Source organism: Chitinophaga rupis, assembly GCF_900109685.1.
GTDB classification, from domain to species: domain Bacteria; phylum Bacteroidota; class Bacteroidia; order Chitinophagales; family Chitinophagaceae; genus Chitinophaga; species Chitinophaga rupis.
Genome location: NZ_FOBB01000002.1, coordinates 1363393 through 1381579 on the forward strand (window position 1 = coordinate 1363393; position 18187 = coordinate 1381579).

The 18187-nt window shown below is 49.1% G+C and carries 15 protein-coding genes; 8 read left to right on the plus strand and 7 right to left on the minus strand.

Annotated features, from left to right (window positions below; all coding sequences use genetic code 11):
- Nucleotides 1–26: 26 nt before the first annotated feature.
- A complete protein-coding gene (locus BMZ54_RS12470; protein ID WP_089911402.1) occupies nucleotides 27–2507 on the plus strand; it encodes a TonB-dependent receptor in 2481 nt (826 codons plus the stop codon).
- Between the two features lie 314 nt (nucleotides 2508–2821).
- Nucleotides 2822–3301: an acyl-CoA thioesterase gene (locus BMZ54_RS12475; RefSeq protein WP_089911404.1), complete on the plus strand. Its 480-nt coding sequence runs from the start codon at nucleotides 2822–2824 to the stop codon at nucleotides 3299–3301.
- A 3-nt stretch (nucleotides 3302–3304) separates the two neighbouring features.
- Here BMZ54_RS12475 and BMZ54_RS12480 read toward each other — a convergent pair whose 3' ends face one another.
- Nucleotides 3305–5095, minus strand: coding sequence for an ABC transporter ATP-binding protein (locus BMZ54_RS12480; RefSeq protein WP_089911407.1), 1791 nt, complete (start codon nucleotides 5093–5095; stop codon nucleotides 3305–3307).
- 159 nt (nucleotides 5096–5254) lie between these two features.
- Entirely contained in the window at nucleotides 5255–5527 is a 273-nt protein-coding gene (locus tag BMZ54_RS12485; protein WP_089911410.1) for a hypothetical protein, read from the minus strand.
- 585 nt (nucleotides 5528–6112) lie between these two features.
- On the opposite strand from BMZ54_RS12485, the gene BMZ54_RS12495 reads away from it, so the two are divergent.
- From BMZ54_RS12495 to BMZ54_RS12520, 6 genes are all read left to right on the plus strand, one after another.
- Nucleotides 6113–7321: a DUF763 domain-containing protein gene (locus BMZ54_RS12495; RefSeq protein ID WP_089911416.1), complete on the plus strand. Its 1209-nt coding sequence runs from the start codon at nucleotides 6113–6115 to the stop codon at nucleotides 7319–7321.
- Between the two features lie 259 nt (nucleotides 7322–7580).
- Nucleotides 7581–8042 (plus strand): DUF6496 domain-containing protein, encoded by a 462-nt coding sequence (locus BMZ54_RS12500; RefSeq protein ID WP_089911418.1) that lies wholly within the window; start codon nucleotides 7581–7583, stop codon nucleotides 8040–8042.
- A gap of 9 nt (nucleotides 8043–8051) precedes the next feature.
- Nucleotides 8052–8747: a deoxyribonuclease V gene (gene nfi, locus BMZ54_RS12505; RefSeq protein ID WP_202909218.1), complete on the plus strand. Its 696-nt coding sequence runs from the start codon at nucleotides 8052–8054 to the stop codon at nucleotides 8745–8747.
- Nucleotides 8748–9121: 374 nt separating this feature from the next.
- The gene (locus BMZ54_RS12510; RefSeq protein WP_089911424.1) at nucleotides 9122–10195 is read left to right on the plus strand and encodes a ParM/StbA family protein; all 1074 of its coding nucleotides are present in this window, start codon (nucleotides 9122–9124) and stop codon (nucleotides 10193–10195) included.
- The gene (locus BMZ54_RS12515) at nucleotides 10195–10656 is read left to right on the plus strand and encodes a bactofilin family protein (RefSeq protein WP_089911426.1); all 462 of its coding nucleotides are present in this window, start codon (nucleotides 10195–10197) and stop codon (nucleotides 10654–10656) included. The genes BMZ54_RS12510 and BMZ54_RS12515 overlap by 1 nt, the downstream gene beginning before the upstream one ends.
- A gap of 231 nt (nucleotides 10657–10887) precedes the next feature.
- On the plus strand, nucleotides 10888–11280 hold the full coding sequence (locus tag BMZ54_RS12520; protein ID WP_238386566.1) for an iron chaperone: 393 nt from the start codon (nucleotides 10888–10890) through the stop codon (nucleotides 11278–11280).
- Nucleotides 11281–11458: 178 nt separating this feature from the next.
- On the opposite strand, the gene BMZ54_RS12525 is transcribed toward BMZ54_RS12520, so the two are convergent.
- The 5 genes from BMZ54_RS12525 to BMZ54_RS12545 form a co-directional block, all read right to left on the minus strand.
- Complete coding sequence (locus BMZ54_RS12525) at nucleotides 11459–12343, minus strand: alpha/beta fold hydrolase (protein ID WP_089911428.1); 885 nt, start codon at nucleotides 12341–12343, stop codon at nucleotides 11459–11461.
- Nucleotides 12344–12384: 41 nt separating this feature from the next.
- Nucleotides 12385–13587 carry an AGE family epimerase/isomerase gene (locus BMZ54_RS12530; protein WP_089911431.1) on the minus strand — a complete coding sequence of 401 codons (1203 nt, stop codon included), beginning with the start codon at nucleotides 13585–13587 and terminating at the stop codon, nucleotides 12385–12387.
- Nucleotides 13559–14761, minus strand: coding sequence for a glycoside hydrolase family 130 protein (locus BMZ54_RS12535; RefSeq protein WP_089911981.1), 1203 nt, complete (start codon nucleotides 14759–14761; stop codon nucleotides 13559–13561). Before BMZ54_RS12535 ends, BMZ54_RS12530 begins: the two co-directional genes overlap by 29 nt.
- 34 nt (nucleotides 14762–14795) lie before the next feature.
- A complete protein-coding gene (locus BMZ54_RS12540) occupies nucleotides 14796–16628 on the minus strand; it encodes a sodium:solute symporter family protein (protein WP_089911434.1) in 1833 nt (610 codons plus the stop codon).
- 73 nt (nucleotides 16629–16701) lie between these two features.
- Entirely contained in the window at nucleotides 16702–17826 is a 1125-nt protein-coding gene (locus tag BMZ54_RS12545) for a glycoside hydrolase family 26 protein (protein ID WP_089911437.1), read from the minus strand.
- Nucleotides 17827–18187 lie beyond the last annotated feature (361 nt).

Sequence of the window (18187 nt, forward strand, 5' to 3'; positions counted from 1 at the left end):
AAATCTTGAGGAAGAAAATTTTTTATATGCGGACTTTTGCCTTTTGGGGATTGGTAATCATACTACTTGGATCTAATATTACTACACAGGCGCAGCATGCAGGCGCAACGCAGGGCACTATTATAGGAAAGCTGGTGGATGTACAGGGTAATAAACCCGTGGAATATGCTTCTGTAGCGCTTTTACGGCCCTCCGATTCTACCGTTGTAACCGGTATGCTTTCCAAAGGCAATGGCGATTTTAACTTCGAGAATGTGGCTGCAGGCAGATACCTGCTGAAGGTAAATTTCATTGGGTATACAACCGTTTATAAAGTTATCAACCTGAAGGCCGGCAGCCAGGTGGATGCAGGCAATATAAAATTGAGCGCCAATGTAAAATCACTGGCCGGTGTGGAAGTGGTGGGCACCAAACCTACCTATACTATGGCTATTGACAAGAAAGTATTTAATGTAGATAAAAGTCTTTCTACGGTGGGTGGCACTGCTGCCGATGTGCTGAAGCAGGTACCCTCTGTAAGCGTGGATATTGATGGCAACGTATCTGTACGTAGCGGCAGCCCCACCATTTTTGTGGATGGCCGTCCAACTACCCTTACCATTGACCAGATACCGGCCGATGCTATTGAGCGCATAGAGGTGGTTACCAACCCCTCAGCCAAATACGATGCAGAAGGCATGAGCGGTATACTGAATATTGTACTGAAAAAGAACCGCAAAGCCGGTATTAACGGGCAGGTGAATGCCGGCATCTCTACCCTGGGCGGCGCTAACGGCGGTGTGGACCTGAACCTGCGGCAGGAGAAATTCAACTTCTTCGCGACCTATAATGTACGTAGCCGTAAAGCCTGGACCCGTACCCATCTTTTCCGCAAAAATATTGCATCCGATACCACTACTTACCTGGACCAATACCAGGATGGGGACCAGTTCCGCCGCTTCCAGTTTGGCCGTATGGGGGTAGACCTGTTCCTGGATAACCGTAATACGCTGACCATTTCCCAGTCGATAGTAAATGGTAAGTTTGAGAATAATAATGACCAAACGTTGTATGACCTGGATCTGAAACAGCAGCGGATACGCTATGGTACAGGCATCGATAATAATAACCACGGGTTTACCAACTATACCACCCAGCTGGGATACAAACATAACTTTGCAAAAGAAGGCCATGAGCTGACAGCAGATTTTAACTATAACCGCGCCAATGGTACTGATGGAACTGACTACTCGCTGCAGTATTATGATATGAGCGATGCGCCCATTTACTCGCCCAATGAGCCGGAAATGCGCTTTGGCCGCGGCGGTGGTAATACTACCTATCTTACCGGGCAGATTGATTATGTAGATCCTGTTACGGCTACTTCCAAGCTGGAAGCCGGTTTGCGCACCACGGCCCGTACTTTCAATAATGACATCATTACCCAGGGTAAAGATTTCAGCACCGGCCAGTATGTGGTGGACAGCGCTTTATCTAACCAGTACCATTATACGGAGCAGATCAATGCAGGGTATGTGAACTACAGCGGCACTATTAAGAATTTTGGCTACCAGGCTGGTTTACGTGCAGAGCAGTCTTATTATAAAGGCGATATGGAAAGTGTGAAGGCCAGCGCCTATAAGATCAATTACCCGGTAAGCCTGTTCCCGAGCGTTTTCCTGTCGCAGAAATTCAAAGGCGATCATGAGCTGCAGATCAACTACAGCCGCCGTATACGCCGCCCCTGGTTCCGTGACCTGCTGCCCAACCTGGAGTATAGCGCACAAAGCGCCAGCCGTGGTAACCCGGCGCTACGGCCGGAGTTCACGAATTCCTTTGAGCTGTCGTACCTGAAAACTTTTTCAGAGAAACATAACGTGATGGTATCTACGTACTACCGGAATACCAATAATGCTATTACTGATTTTTATACAGATACCACGCTGAACCTGAACGGGCAAATGCAAAAGGTGGTGCTCTCCTACCCTGTGAATGCCGCTACCCGCAACTCTTTCGGCGCAGAGTTCACCGTACGTAACCAGGTGCTGCCCGGCTGGGATATTACCACCAACCTGAACCTGGCACAAACTAAAATTGATGCAGACAATGTTGGCACTAACCTGAATAACAGCGGTTTTACCTGGTTTGGTAAAGTGAACAGCAATACCAAGCTGCCCCTGGCCCTGTTGCTGCAGGTAACGGGTAACTATGAATCCAAACGGATCTTACCACAGGGAGAAGCTGCTGCCGAATACCAGGTGGATCTGGCGCTGAAAAGGGAGTTTCTGAAGAATAAAGCCCTTTCTGTGACGATGGCTGTGAATGATATTTTTAATACGGACAGAGACCTCAATTATACCACTACTGCTTTTTCTGAGCAGGAAAGATACCGCAAACGCGCTTCCCGCGAGTTCCGCATTAACGTAGCCTGGCGCTTTGGTAAGATGGACATGAACCTGTTTAAGAAGAAAAGCGAGAAAGGCGGAGAGAATGGTGGCGAGCAGCCGCCGGATGGGGATCATTCTTAAAAGTCCATGGCCGATGGTCCATAGTCCATGGCCTGGTGCGCGGTTGTCCACAGACCGTGAATGACGGTCCACGGCCTACCACATGATTGTAAGACTTCACTATTTGTATTGTCACTGGATTCCCTGGGGTTTAGGCTACTGCTGGTTTATGAACAACCAGTAGCATGCTCTATGCAATGGACTATGGTCCGTTGACCATGGACCCGCGGCAAAGCCCGCGACTAATATTTTTAAATTACGATTTTTGACTATAGCTTTGACCCTGTCTTTGTGAGTGTTCTCATCAATCTAAAATCGTAAATCTGAAATCCTCTATGTCTAATAGCAATATCTCTAACTCCATCACCCTCCGGTTCCTGGCTGAGCCTTCTGATGTGAACTTTGGCGGCAAAGTGCATGGCGGCGCTGTTATGAAATGGATTGACCAGGCTGGCTATACCTGTGCGGCCCAGTGGAGCGGGCAGTATTGTGTAACGGTTTATGTGGGCGGCATCCGTTTTTACCAGCCCATCAGCATTGGCAACCTGGTGGAGATCAACGCTACCGTGATCTATACCGGCAACAGCAGCATGCATATTGCCATAAACGTATTTGCCTCTAACCCGCGGAAAAGCGAGCGTATTAAAACTACGCACTGCATTATGGTGTTTGCAGCGGTGGATGATCATGGTAAAACAGTAGCTGTACCTAAATGGGAGCCTAAAACAGATGAAGAGCTGCACATGCATGATTATGCACAGCGCCTGATGGACCTGCGTAAGAATATTGAGGAGGAAATGAAGCCTTATTTGTAGCGGTTAATGCGAAAACTGCATCTCACTCAAATTCTTATACAAGCCGCCATCTACATCTATCAGCTCTTTGTGCGTACCTTCTTCTACAATGTGGCCCTTGTCCAGCACAATGATCTTATCTGCTTTGCGAACGGTGGAAAGGCGGTGTGCAATTACAATAGAGGTCCGGCCTTCCATCAGCTTTTCAAGGGCGTCCTGTACCAGTCTTTCCGATTCAGAATCCAGGGCAGATGTAGCTTCATCCAGTATTAAGATCCGGGGATCTTTGAGCACGGCGCGTGCAATGGCAATACGCTGGCGCTGTCCGCCGGACAGCTGTATGCCGCGCTCTCCTACTATAGTGTCCAGCCCGGCGGGAAAACGCTGGATGAACTCCCATGCATTGGCTTTACGGGCAGCTTCAATAATGGCTTCATCATCAGCGCCGGGTTTACCATAGGCAATATTTTCACGGATGGTGCCGCCAAACAGGAACACATCCTGCGGTACCACTGCCATTTGCCCGCGCAGGGCGGAGAGTGGCAGGTCCTGGCTATTGCGCCCATCATAGGTTATAAGCCCACTCACCGGATCGTATAAACGAAGTAATAAGGATACAATGGTGCTTTTACCGGCTCCGCTGGGGCCTACCAATGCCACCTGCTGATCTGCAGCCACGGTGAATGATACATTCTGCAGCACCGGTATATCAGCGCGTGAGGGGTAGTGGAAAGATACGTTCTCAAAGGTGATCTGCCCGCTTAGGTGGTGCTCGGGCGCTATCAGGCTGCTGTCGGTAATGGGTTCTGCCGGTTCATCCAGTATTTCCAGCAGGTTCTCTGTGGCGCCCATGCTGCGTTGTATGCTGGTATAAACCTCTGCCAGCCCGGTTACGGAACCGCCTATAAAGCCGGAGTAGATAATAAAGGAGAACAGCTCGCCGGTTGATCCCATTTCGCCGGTGGAGATCAGTATTGCACCTCTCCAGATCACCGCTACCATGGCGCCAAAAATGCCCATGATCAGGAAGGAGGAGAAAGCGCCGCGGTACCTGCCGCTTTTTATGCCGGTGGCAGCGGCTTCCAGTGTTTTTTGTTTGTAACGGTTCATTTCAAAGAACTCGTTGGCAAATGCTTTTACGTTCAGGATGCCCTGCAGGGTTTCTTCTACAATGGTGTTGGCTTCTGCTACCTGGTTCTGCACCTGTTTGGAAAAACGTCGTATAAAACGCCCGAACACATAGGCTACCAGCATAATAAAGGGAAATATAGCCAGCATGAACAGGGTTAGCTTGGCCGATGTATGCAGCAGCAGGGCAATACCGCCAACAATGACTATGATCTGCCGTATGAACTCCGCAATGGTAGTGGTAAAGGTTTCCTGCAGCATGGAAATATCGGAGGAAATGCGGCTGCCCAGCTCCCCTACCCGCCGGTTCACAAAAAACTTCATAGGCAGCTTAATAAGATGGTTATAAATGGTTTGCCGCAGGGTGGCCAGGGTTTTTTCCGTTACGTTCACAAACAGAATGATGCGAAAATAGGAGAACAGGGCCTGCCCGGCCAGTACGCCTACCAGCATAAACCCCAGGCGGTTCATATCGCGCATCAGGTGGCCATGGGTGCTGGAATCTACCAGGTCGCCCAGCAGCTTGGGAAAAGCCAGTCCGGCCAGGCTGGAAATGAACAGGAATAACATGCCCAGGCTAAACTGCGGCCAGTAAGGCTTTACGTATTTATAGAGGCGTAATGTCTTCTTTAAGGAGGTTAAACTAACACCTTTAACAAGGTTCTTTCTAAGATCTAATAATTGCATCTGGTCTTTTATTCAATAGTGGCTGATACGGGTAATTGAGCTACCGTAACTATGGGACGGATCAGTGGGGCAATATATTTTAAATCCGGGATAAAAAAAAGGTTACAACCCTTTGCAGGTGTTGTAACCTCATATATAATCTCACAATTACAAGAGACGTTACTGATTTTTGCGGCGGTTCTTGGAAGAATCCTCTGTTCCGGTACCATACCGGGAGGAATCTTCGCCCGGGTTAATAGCCCCTGGCGGCTGTTCGGCTGCGGGAGCGGTGTCCCTTACAGAACTGGTATCAGACATCATCATATTACTGTCGGAAGATATGGTACCGGTACTATCCGTATTGGTATTCTGACCGTTACCACAGGAAGCCATAAGGAACATGCCGGCAAAGGCGCCCGCTACCAAAAGGCAGGGCAAATTCAACTTTTTCATAAAAATGGTTTTCCGCGTGTCGTGAAATATTAGCTACAAAGTGGGATCAAAACGCCACAATTTAATGTTGCGTTGTATCCGGTGGCATGGTGGAAGCTGTGTCGCGATTCATGGTCGAAGTGTCGCGCATAGCCCCTGAAGTATCCTGTATTACACTGGAAGTATCTGTTTCCGTACCGCTGCTGCTTTCCTTAGAACTGCCACAGGCAAAGAGAAACAGGCTAATCATCATGGCCAGGCAAAGTGTTATACACAGTTTATAGATCGACGGTTTTTCAATTCTGATATTCATTACAGGAGATTTTTTTGAGTTAGCATTATCGTCATTCCGGGAGAATAGGGAAATAATTGTGCCAGTGGAGGAAGAGTTAATTACGAATTATTCAATTACGAATTACGAATTACGAATTTGGTAGAGCAAGGGAAGAGTATTATGATACAATTCTGGGTTGTTGGCGAATGGATTGAATATAGTGCAGTTAAAGGTTTCGGGGTTATTGTTGGTTCAGCAGCCTGGAATAAAGGGATTGTAAATCCGAAGTACCCAATTCGCAATTCGTAATTGATAATTCGTAATTTCGATTTGTGTCTTATGCTGATCTTCCGCTACATTATGGGCAAGTGCCGCCCTGGCTGGCCCGCAGAATGGCCCTGTTGGGGGGCGCTATTGTAGAAGCTATTGTGCTGCAATACGGTAAAGGGGAAGTGTTGCGCCGCCTGAGCGATCCCTGCTGGTTTCAGGCGCTGGGTTGTGTAATGGGCATGGACTGGCATTCCTCCGGCATTACTACCAGCGTCATGGGCGCTTTAAAGAAATCCGTGAACCCTATGTCCGGCGAGCTGGGTATTTACATTTGCGGGGGTAAAGGCCGCCACTCCCGGGAAACACCGGCGGAGCTGCAGGTGATCGCAGAACGTACGGGCCTGCCCGGCGACCTGCTGGTGCGCAGCAGCAAGCTATCGGCCAAGGTAGATAATACCGCTGTACAGGATGGGTTCCAGATATACCTGCACTCCTTTGTAGTATCCGATACCGGGGAATGGGCCGTGATACAGCAAGGGATGAACGACGCCAGCGGCATGGCCCGGCGTTACCACTGGCACTCCGCTACCCTGCCCTCTTTCACAGAAACGCCGCATACCTTTATTTACGGGCAAAACCAGGGGCAGATCCTTAACCTTACAGATAAAGGCGCAACACCGGCCAAATCAGGCCTGCTGCAAATGGTGCAGGAAGGCCCTGACCGTATGCTGCCTGAAATACGCAAGCTGGTAATGCCCTCCCACCACGATGTACGTGCCATGGATGTAGACCTTAAACGCCTGGGCAGCGTGCTGGCTGTAGCGCATGAACGGGAGCTGCATGATTTTGAATCCCTGCTGCTGCTGGAAGGTGTGGGTCCCCGCACCATTCAATCCCTTACGCTGGTAAGCGAGGTAATATATGGCACCCCCTCCCGTTTTACGGATCCTGCAAGGTTTTCGTTTGCCCATGGGGGTAAGGACGGGCATCCCTTCCCGGTACCCACTAAAGTATATGATGAAACCATCCAGGTGCTGCGCAGCGCTGTAGACAAGTCAAAACTGGGACAAACAGATAAGCAGGAAGCCATCCGCAAGCTATCCGTACTGTCTGAAAAGCTGGAAAAGGATTTCATACCCAATGAAAATTTTCAGCAGGTAATTGAACGGGAAAGAAATACCTCCTGGATGTACGGCGGCCGTACCGTAATGGGCAAAGCCAAACCGCCTGCTAAAAAAGATAAGGACGATCCCCAGCTGAAACTTTTCTAACCCTTTATTTCCAGGGAATTGCTTACGCGATATGAGGTAAGGTTTACACAAACCTGCAGGCCCCTGCCATGATGTAGGGTTTTATGTAGGGGACCCTAGTTGCGCACGGGTTGCACACGGGTTACGGAGCCTTTTTAGGAGGGAAGCATACCAATAACACCCGAATAGCGCCCCGGTTTTTCAGGGCAGGCAGCTTAAAGGGATAACGGGCAGCATTGTTTTGGTCTTTTTTTTGGACTGGTTACTAAAACATTGATATATGGCACGTTATTCAAAAAAATCACAGGACACCGTTGGTGATGCCCTTCACCGGGAAAAGAAAGGAACGCTGCGCAGCGGTCGTAGTGGTAAAAAAGTAACCAGCCGCAAACAAGCCATTGCTATCGGCTTATCTGAGGCCAGGGAAAAAGGTGAGAAAGTGCCGGATGCCCCGAAGGGTTCTTCCAGCGAAAAAAAATCAACCCGTAAAAAGGCAACTACTAAAAAGGCGGCAGCTAAAAAAGGAACGGCTACACGTAAACGCGCTACCACCAAAAAGGCAGCAGCCAAGAAAGGTACCCGGAGAAGCACCGCTAAAACAGCTACCCGTAAACGGGCTACTACCAAAAAAGCAGCATCCGGACGGGCAAAGGCCAGGAAAACAACCGGTAAAAAAGCAGCGGCTACCCGCCGTAAGAGCAGCACCAGCCGTAAACGGGCCAGCACTAAAAAGGCATCTTAATATGCTGATATGCACGACCCATTGAATTATGATACCCTCACCATACCGGAAGCCACCGCCCTGCAGCAAACGTTGCGGGAACAATTACTGATACAGGAACGCGATTTTCCCGTTAACATCGTAGGCGGCGCCGACATCTCCTTTAATAAATTCAGCACTACCGTGTATGCGGGTATTGTGTTGCTTAGCTTCCCGGCCTTACAACCGGTAGGTTACAGCCTGGTTAAGAAAGAAGTGTTATTCCCTTATGTACCCGGCTACCTGGCCTTCCGGGAAGTACCTGCTTTGCTGGAAGCCTGGCAGCAGCTGCCCCTGAAGCCGGATGTACTGGTGGTAGACGGGCATGGGATCGCTCACCCGCGGCGTATGGGCATTGCCGCGCATTTTGGCGCAGTAAGCGGACAGGCAACTTTGGGATGCGCCAAGAAAAAGCTGTTCGGCAAATACGTGGAGCCTCCCACGGAAAAGGGCGCCTATACGCCGTTGCTGGATAAGGAAGAAGTATTAGGCGTGGTATTACGTACCAAAACCGGTGTGCAGCCCGTGTTCATTTCCCCCGGTTATAAGCTGGATGTACGCAGCAGCCTGGCCATCATCAGCCAGTGTACAGGGCGTCACCGCCTGCCGGAGCCGACGAGGCATGCGCATAATGCGGTGAACAGGTTCAGGCTGGGAGAATTAGGGGAAGGGTATACGGAGGTTTGAATTACGAATTATTTAATTACGAATTACGAATGGGAATGCAGCGGATGTGTAATTAACTGCGAATTATTAATGCAGCGGATGGGAAGGTTTTGTCCGATGCTTATATGGGGCGTTTTATTAAGATCCGCTACCGAAAAGGGTTTGATTGATTTGTGAATGAGAATGTAGCGGATGAAAGGACCTGCTTAAACAAGCTATCAGGGACTATAACCAGGGTTAAAAAAGCCGGCCATTTTTGCACTGTTTAACGGCCAGTTAAAATTTAAATATTTTTTATATTAGAAGTTATTAGGAATCAATATATTTTATATCTTGTAGCAGCTTAGAGTACAAGCTCACACTATTCCTATTGATTTAATAACTGACTATCTAATATGAAAGCGTCAACAATTAGCTTCCCGAGTGTTTTTGAAACTGCATTTGGCAACACTGAAAATTCGTCACGCGATCTACTGAATGGTATTAAGGTAAAAAAGGATGATACCTGGTACATGGTAGGTAATCTTGCTAAACGTGGCGGCATTAACCCGGGCCGTATCACCAACGCGGCGCCGCTGGAAGTTGATTATGATATTTTGTTCAAAGCAGCTATGGTGAACATTGCTGATAAGGTGCAGCAGCCTATGTCCATCACAATGGGCTTTCCCTTCTCTACCTACAACATTTACAAACAGGCGGCAGAGCAGTTCTTAAGCAAGCGCCATTTCCTGATAGAATACGATACACAGACCTTTAACACCAAAGGCGCCGTAAAAAAGGCCATGCTGGATGTGGAGAAGTATGAGATCATCCCGGAAATTGTGGGTGGCATTATTGGTTTAAAGAAAACCATTGGCGATCCCAACCTGGACAACTTCATTGCCGTGAGCTTTGGTTTTGGCACCATTGAAGGCGGTATGGCTACGGGCGATGGCCTGATAAACCGTACCTGCTTCAGCTCCCATGGTATAAAATATGCCATTAACAACCTTGCCCGCGAGCTGAATAAAAAGTACTACCTGGATATGAAGAATGAGCACCAGCTGGACGATGCGTTCATGAAAGGTTCCATCTTCACCAACCGTAAAAGAATTGACCTGAAAGAGGCACGTAAAGAAGTGCTGACCCAATATTACCGGGAAGTAGTATCCCCCCTGATGCGTAATTATTTCACTGACCTGGATTTTGAGCAGTGCGGTAAAATTTACCTGATGGGCGGCGGTGCACATTACCGTGAATTAACGGATGCTTTTGTAGAGGAATTCCGGGATTTTATACCTGTGGAAGTTGCGCCTTCCCCGGAAAGCCTGATGAGCATTGGCTACCTGTATAATTCACTCCGCATCTCTGACGATAAACCGCAGCGAAGTGTAGGGGTTGACCTGGGAAATGCTTCATCAATCATTTCTATTTTTGACGAGGAAAAAGTAAATTTATCAGGCAGCGCAACTGCAAGTGCAATTAACTAATGTCTACAATTACAGATCGTTTATGGAGCGCCTTTTCAAAAGGCCGGTTTCTATTGCCCCGGCAGGTGGTGGTACAGGGCTCTATTGAAGCCACTATCCCCGGCCGTATTGATGGCAATGTAAAAGGCGATGTGAAAACGGAAGGTATGCTGATCATTGGCCCGGAAGGTAGCGTAAGAGGTAATGTGTATGCCACTGACCTGGTTACCTATGGTAAGATCTACGGTGATATTTATATCAGCAACAAAGCAGTGGTGAGCAACGAAGCTTATGTAAAAGGCGACGTGAATGCCGTGGTGCTGGAAGTAAAGGAGGGCGCCGTAATTGAAGGGGCCATCCGCAAGAATATTTCCGCCAGGCATGAGCCGGACCCGCTGAAACCTGCAGATGCGGAAGCGGATACCCCGGAAGTGGAAAAAGTGGTGAAACCACCGGAGGAAGAGCGGGCGAGCTGGTTTTAATTACGAATTATTCAATTACGAATTACGAATTGGGTGGTAAGAGATGGATAATGTGCGGGAGATGTTAAGACTTAATTAGAGCTGTATAATAATATTAGGAATGGATCAATCTTTTATGGGATTGGTCCATTTTGTTTTAGGAGGAGTTTGTCGTGATTTTCCCTTTTTATGTCGTGATCGGGTGCTGTTTATGTTAGTGCAGGAGATTAGTTTTGTAGTAAATCACTGATAATGGCAAACATTATGAAAAATGTGCCGGCGGAAAGCAATGTGCCGGCGGAAAGCATTGATGCATATATTGCTGCGTTCCCGGCTGAGGTTCAAAAGGTGCTTGAAGAGATCCGTGCAACCGTGCAAAAGGCAGCGCCCGATGCAAAAGAAACTATAAAGTATGCGATGCCCACATTTACCCTGCATGGTAACCTGGTGCATTTTGCGGCGTTCAAAAAGCATATCGGGTTTTACCCGGTACCGCAGGATAATGCGGCTTTTGATAATGAGCTGTCAAAGTATAAACAGGGAAAAGGATCTGTGCAGTTCCCGCTGGATAAACCAATGCCCTTAGCCCTGATCACACGGCTGGTGAAATTCCTGGTAAAAAGGAACCTGGAAAAGGCGAAGTAAATGATATATGCTAAGGAATATTGGATGTATTATATGATCTGGATGCACAGGTATAACAATACAAGATCCTTTACCACGACAGGTAAATGCTTACAAGGTACCGGATCATTATCTGATGTATATGAGATCCGTTGGCTCGATCTCCATTATAACAGCATATCTGCAAAGCAACCTTGTTCTACTTAAACCGCTCTATTAATGCTGCCGCCACTTCTTCCGGCGCCTCGCGGGGCTGAAAGTGCCCTACCCCTTCCAACATTGCACGGTGAAAGCTATTGGAGAAATATTCTTCTACATTGTCAAAACTTGAAGGATCATCGCAGTTATCTGCGGCGCCGATAATTACCAGCGCGGGCTGATCCAGCTTTTCAATGGATAACATTTTATGCTGCAGGTAATCATACCGGGGATCTGTAGCTTCCTTGTTAGTAAAGCGGCTGCGGTAACCGTTCAGTGTAATGGCGGTCCAGTCGGGGTTTTTAAAGCTCTCCGCCGTTTGCTGGAACTCCTCCTCCTCATACCAGCCGGCCGGGCTCCAGGTATCCCACTGGATCTTTGCAAAGCCAATGGGATCCTTCTTCACTGCGGCGGCGCCGGCATCTACACACATAAACCATTGATACCAGAACTGGCGCGCCTGCGGGAAGGGTGGTACAGTAAATTCTCCGTGCGGCTGAAAGGTTAATGCCATTACGGCCAGACTTTTTACCCGTTGGGGAAACAATGCAGCCAGTAAATAAGCGGCACGTCCACCCCAGTCGTGGCCGGCTACGTAAAACTCATTGATCTGTAATATATCTGCCAGGTCAATTACGTCCTGTGCCAGCGCAAAACCCCGTCCATCGCGGATGCTGCTGGCAGCCAGGAAATGGGTAGGGCCAAAACCGCGCAGGTAAGGTGTAATGGTACGCAGGCCTGCCTGGTGTAATATGGGGGCTACCTTTTGCCAGCCGCGTACATCGTCTGGCCAGCCATGTAATAAAAATACAACAGGACCCTCGGAAGGTCCTTCATCCAGGTAAGCGATTTCCAGCAGTTCTGTTTTTGCAGTGAGCAGGCTCATAAACGTGTTTTATCTTCTGCAACAATTAACAGGCCACATTACTACTCCTTCAGCTCATCAATTCTGTGCATTACCTCCATACATGCGCGGCTGTTATGGTACGGGCATTTCCAGAACCCGGCTTTATCCTGGTGCGGCATTACCTGCAGGTTAGCCGTTACACCCCAATACCACTCCCCTTCCTTTTTATCCAGTATATATTTTTTTATAAACTCCCAGCTGTTCAGGGAATGCTGCAGGTAGCTTTGCTGCCCGCTTTGCTCGTAGGCCTGTAAAAAGCCAACCATGGCCTCTGCCTGCACCCACCAGTGTTTATCTGCATCCGTGTGCTGTGTGGCCGGTTCATATTCATTCTTTAAACCGCCATTGGTATCCAGCCCTTCTGCGGCTGCATTGGCCAGGGCCATGCTTACAGCTTTTACCTGCTGGGTAAGCTCGCTGTCGTTTAAAAGCGCTGCTGCTTCCGGCAGCAGCCAGGCGGCTTCTATATCGTGCCCATATGAAAAAACCGTGGATGGGTGCTGCCAGTTCGCATCAAAGAACAGGATCTGATGATGCGTTTGTGCATTCACGATATGATCAATGAACACCTTTATAAGGTAGTACAGCTGCGTACGCAGGCCGGCATCCGGCCATACGCGGTATAAATTCGTATAGGCTTCCAGCACATGCAGATGGGTGTTCATGGTTTTGTCTGCATTGGCATCCTTATTACTGAGCCTTGTATCGGCAATGCGCTGCCATTCCTGCGAAAAGGCATCTATATAGCCTTTACGCTGCGGGTCAAAGCTGTAACGTTCCAGCAGGCGGTAAATGTCAATGGCCCAGTCTAATGCGGCCTGCTCTTTTGTGTAGCGGTAGTATTCACTGAGGGCGTAAATGCTGAAGGCCTGTCCGTACACCTGTTTGCGGGTGTCCAGCGGTTTGCCGTCAGCAGCTACGGACCAGTAGGTGCCGCCATGTTTTGTATCGCGGAAATGCTGCTGCAGGTAATCATAGGCGCGTTTGGCCAGTGACAGCCATTCCTTGTTATGATCAAAACCGTATACGGCTGAGAAGGTCCACAGGATGCGGCTGTTCAGCACTGCGCCTTTGGGTGCATTGGGCTGTACTTCGTTCGCATTATTAAGGGCGCCGTAAAAGCCGCCCTGCTGCTCATCTACAGTATGCTTTTGCCAGTAATGCAGAATATTGTACAGCTCCTGTTTTACTTCCTCACGGTAACGGGTAAGCGGCGTTTGCATGTGCCAGGTATTGTTTATTGGTGTTAATGATCTGGTGAATGGTATTTACGGTTTTTGCCGAACGGCCGCCGTCAGCGGGCGTATGCATCACATAATCCAGCAGCTGGTCAATGGTAGTAACGGCAACGTGCATACGCGTATCTGATGATCCGTAATACATAAATACTTTTCCGTCATCATCAGCGATCCACCCGTTGGAGAATACTACGTTAGATACGTCGCCTATACGTTCCTCCCCTTCCGGCGCCAGGAAATAACCGCCGGGCTTGTGGGTGATGCGCGTCAGATCATGCAGGTCTGTAAGGAACATGTATAGCACGTAACGCAGTCCTGCCGCAGTATTGCGCACCCCATGCGCCAGGTGCAGCCAGCCCTGTTTGGTTTTAATGGGTGCGGGACCCAGGCCGTTCTTTACTTCATATACGGTATGGTAGGCTTTTCCATCCAGGATGCTTTCTGCTGTTATTACGGCGTGGGTAATATCCTTACACAATCCAAATCCAATACCACCACCGGTACCGGCGTTTATAAAACCATCCTGCGGGCGGGTGTAGAATGCGTACTGGCCCTGCACAAATTCCGGGTGCAGCACCACATTGCGCTGCTGGGGTGAGGGTGTTTCAAGGTCCGGCAGGCGCTCCCAGGTTTGCAGGTCTTTGGTGCGGGCTATACCGCATTTTGCCAATGCTGCAGACTGGTCGTAGGCAGGCGCTGCGGGATCGCGCCGCTCTGTGCAGAACAGGCCGTAAATGTAACCATCTTCATGGGAGGTAAGCCGTATGTCGTAGATATTAATATCGGGATCGTCTGTTTCAGGGATCACCGTGGGGTATTCCCAGAAGCGGAAGTTATCCACGCCATTATCGCTTTCCGCTATGGCAAAAAATGATTTGCGGTCCACTCCTTCCACGCGGGCCATCATCAGGTATTTATCCTTCCATTTGATAGCACCGGCGTTAAAGGTGCCGTTGATGCCAAAACGTTCCATCAGGAATGGATTGGTGGATGGGTTCAGGTCGTACCGCCAGTACAGGGGCGCGTGGGCGCCGGTGAGCGCGGGATAGCGGTAACGCTGGAAGATGCCGTTGCCGGGTGTAATCGGTTCATTTGGACGGGCCAGCAGGGCCTCGTGCTGTGTTTTCAGTTGCGAGAGTCTTTCAGAAAAAAAGTTCATAACGTAATAATTAAGTGAAGGGAGTGCTTCACGGTTAAATGTTTTGCTCATCCAGGTGCTTCCACCAGGTTTTTCTAAGCGTAATACATACAATAACAAGTATAATAACGGTTACGGCTAATGGAAGCCGCATTGAGAGTACTGCGTAAATGGGTAATAGTGTGAGGCAGATCTGGGCGGTAATACCCAGCAGTACATTGAACATATCCGTACCAAAACGTTTGTTGGGCCTGAACCCCGGATCATCCGCCATGACCTGCGCCTGTACCGGCCCCCAGAAGCCCCAGGGTTTTACGGTGCGGTAAAAATGTTTCAGGGTATCCATATCCGTTGCAGGGGCTGCATAAGTACCCAGGACACAGCCTGCTACGGAAATAAGGAAGATAAGCGGGAAATAATACAGCCCCAGGGTATGGGGGAACAGCTGCGGGAAAATGAGCGCGGGTACAATACCGGCCAGCATGCCCCAGAAAAAGCCGCTGCCGTTAAAGCGCCACCAATGCCACTTTAATACATTGGCTGCTACATAACCGCCATAGAGTGCAGATACGATCCATTGCAGAATGCTGTTCACATCCCGGGCAAACAATCCCAGCACAATACTTACCAGCGTTACCAGTATACCGGACAGGTAGTTCATAGCGGTGATGCTGCGGTTAGCTGCGTTGGGCTGCAGGTATTTCAGGTAAATATCATTTACAATGTAGGCCTGCGCTGCATTGAGCGTACCGGCAAAGGTGCCCATAAAGGCTGCCAGCAAACCCGCCAGCAGCAAGCCGGTGAGGCCTACCGGTACAAAGTTGGAAATAGCGGAAGGCAGGATCTTTTCAAAGTCAATTCCCTGCGGTGTGCTTAAGTTCAGCTGGTTGTAATACAACAGGGCCAGCACCGCAAAACCAACGATCATGGCGTAACGCACGGGTATCAGCACTACAGAAACAATGCCGCTCATCATAGAGGCTTCTTTGGGTGAGCGGGTAGAAAGGATCTTCTGCATATCGTAATTAGGCGCAGGACCGGCCAGGCTGGCCAGGATGCCTTTGAACACCATCATCATAAAGAAGATACCAAAGAGGGAGAAGCCATCGCTTTTAATTTTTTCATTCACTTCTCTTATCTGTTGGCTCCAGTCCAGCTGCAGGCGCCAGTTAAAGAAGGGTGTGTGCCAGCCGTCGGGTACGGGCAGCTGTTTGCCGGCCAGGTTGCGGTAAGCAATAATGGCAATGGTTACCGCTGCCACGCTCATGATCAGGTACTTCAGCACATCGGCCCATACTACGCTGGTCATGCCACCCATTACGGCATAGAACACTGCAAACAGGGTGAATACAATTCCATAGAAATGCGGTACATATTGCGCGCTGACCGTAAAGGGTACATAAGGCTGCACTACCTGCCAGGGCACAAAGATCTCCACAAATTTGCCCAGGCCAATAAAGCCATAAGCCAGGAATCCCAGGCAGCTAATGAGCGCAAAGATCACTACAATCGTATGGGACAGCGAGGTGCCCCTGCCCTTTCCAAAACGGGTGCTGATCCACTCTGCGCCGGTGGTAACATTGGAGCGGCGCAGCCATGCGGAGAGGTACACCATCATAAATACCTGGTTAAAGGAGGGCCATAACCAGGGGATCCAGATGCTTTTTAAACCGTATACAAAGGCCAGGGTTACCATCCACATGGTGCCTGAAATGTCGAACATATCGGAGGCGTTGGAGAGGCCCAGCAGGTACCAGGGCAGCGATTTACCGCCCAGCATGTAGGCATCCTTGCTGGCTTTGGCGCGTTTTTTCAATATAACGCCAATGGCTATAGTGGCCAGCAGGTATACGAGGATGATGATCAGGTCAATAGTGGCGAGTTTCATTTTCTTTTTTTATGAGCGGAAAGCATAAAGCAAAAAGAGATTGGTGCGGATTGAGGGCCATTTGCCGGATCCCTTAGCTCTTAACTTTTTGCTTTATGCTTTCAGCTTTTAGCGTTGGGCTTTCTGCTTTATCCTTTATGCTTTTAGCTTCTTCCAGGAAAAGCGTATGTTCGTTTGCGTGAAATTTTTTAAAGTCTTCGGCGCTGGCCTGGCCGGGATAAGGCGCATAGTAATGATCCGGGCGGCCGTTGCGCCATACCAGCACATAGGATAATTTATAGTTCTGCAGCACCGGTAGCAAGGTTTGTGTCCACCAGCTTGCTTCCGGGATCCTTTCCAGGCCGGTTTCCGTGAGGGCCGGGATCATGCCGTGTGCGGCTGCTATCTCCTGCAAAACGTGTAAGCGCTCCCGTAACAAATGCTGGTAATTTGCTGCGCTGCCGCTTTGATACAGATCAAAGCCAATTATATCCACAAAATCATCGCCGGGCCAGCGTTCCAGGTAATCCTTTTCATTATTGAAATCCGCTGCGGAATAGGCAAACAGCAGGTTATGCACATGCTTTTGAATTTGCAGGTAATTAACGGTGTATTGCCATAAGGTTCTGAATTCCATAGAAGTGCACTGGTGCTGCCCCCACCAGAACCAGCTGCCGGTATGCTCATGGAAAGGGCGGAAGATCACGGGTATCAGCGTACCATCGCCGGCTTTCAGCGACAGCATAAAATCTGCCAGCTTATCCAGCCAGGCGGTGTAGGTAGCGCTGCTGCTGCCGCCTGGCAGTATAGCAGTAACGGCCAGGGAGGTATCCCAGGCAGAACCGCCGGTAGCAGGATTATTACCATGCCAGCTCAATGTATTAATGCCACCGCTTTCATATACTGTGCGGATATAAGACCGCAGGCTATCAAAAGGTACACTGTCCAGGTTATGGCTGCGGCCCAGCTCAAGATGGCCCAGGTCCCAGCCGTAAACGGCCGGCCCATCTCCGCAAACAGATCTTACATCTGAACGGCCATGCTCATATTTCCAGCCAACACCATAGGCCAGATCATCCTGGTGCCCGAACATAATGCCACGCTGCATAAGCTTATACAGGCGCTGGTGCAGCTGTTTGGCTGCAGGCGTAGCCTGAGGGTCGGACTGCGCGTGGAGGATGAACGGAGTAAGGAGGAGTGCGAGGAAGATATGCTTCATGGTGAATTACGAATTATCAATTACGGCCCGCCCAAAGCGGGCCATGAATGCCATTGAAAAGACATTATGGTATGAATAATTACGAATTGGAATGCAGCGGATGTTTAACTGCGAATTATTATCCTATGAATAATTATCCATAAATCCTGTGAATGAATATGAACAATATTTATTACAAAACACTACAGTGAACGCGGAAAAGTTATGAATTGGAAATTACGAATTACGAACGAAAGATAGTAGCCGTTTAGTCCTGACAGATTTTTTTAAACGCCCATCAACTGAAAAAACGATAACGTTATTCTACTGCATTCGTAATTGTTTATATCATGATGTCTTTTCAATGGCATTCCCCGCCTGG

Excerpts from the sequence above, each read along its gene's own strand:
- BMZ54_RS12540 (WP_089911434.1), bottom strand. The coding sequence starts at position 16,628 with ATGAAACTCGCCACTATTGACCTGATCATCATCCTCGTATACCTGCTG.
- BMZ54_RS12520 (WP_238386566.1), top strand. The coding sequence starts at position 10,888 with ATGGCAAACATTATGAAAAATGTGCCGGCGGAAAGCAATGTGCCGGCG.
- BMZ54_RS12535 (WP_089911981.1), bottom strand. The coding sequence starts at position 14,761 with ATGAACTTTTTTTCTGAAAGACTCTCGCAACTGAAAACACAGCACGAG.
- BMZ54_RS12515 (WP_089911426.1), top strand. The coding sequence starts at position 10,195 with ATGTCTACAATTACAGATCGTTTATGGAGCGCCTTTTCAAAAGGCCGG.
- BMZ54_RS12500 (WP_089911418.1), top strand. The coding sequence starts at position 7,581 with ATGGCACGTTATTCAAAAAAATCACAGGACACCGTTGGTGATGCCCTT.
- BMZ54_RS12545 (WP_089911437.1), bottom strand. The coding sequence starts at position 17,826 with ATGAAGCATATCTTCCTCGCACTCCTCCTTACTCCGTTCATCCTCCAC.
- nfi (WP_202909218.1), top strand. The coding sequence starts at position 8,052 with ATGCACGACCCATTGAATTATGATACCCTCACCATACCGGAAGCCACC.
- BMZ54_RS12475 (WP_089911404.1), top strand. The coding sequence starts at position 2,822 with ATGTCTAATAGCAATATCTCTAACTCCATCACCCTCCGGTTCCTGGCT.
- BMZ54_RS12530 (WP_089911431.1), bottom strand. The coding sequence starts at position 13,587 with ATGCAAACGCCGCTTACCCGTTACCGTGAGGAAGTAAAACAGGAGCTG.
- BMZ54_RS12510 (WP_089911424.1), top strand. The coding sequence starts at position 9,122 with ATGAAAGCGTCAACAATTAGCTTCCCGAGTGTTTTTGAAACTGCATTT.
- BMZ54_RS12480 (WP_089911407.1), bottom strand. The coding sequence starts at position 5,095 with ATGCAATTATTAGATCTTAGAAAGAACCTTGTTAAAGGTGTTAGTTTA.
- BMZ54_RS12525 (WP_089911428.1), bottom strand. The coding sequence starts at position 12,343 with ATGAGCCTGCTCACTGCAAAAACAGAACTGCTGGAAATCGCTTACCTG.
- BMZ54_RS12485 (WP_089911410.1), bottom strand. The coding sequence starts at position 5,527 with ATGAAAAAGTTGAATTTGCCCTGCCTTTTGGTAGCGGGCGCCTTTGCC.
- BMZ54_RS12470 (WP_089911402.1), top strand. The coding sequence starts at position 27 with ATGCGGACTTTTGCCTTTTGGGGATTGGTAATCATACTACTTGGATCT.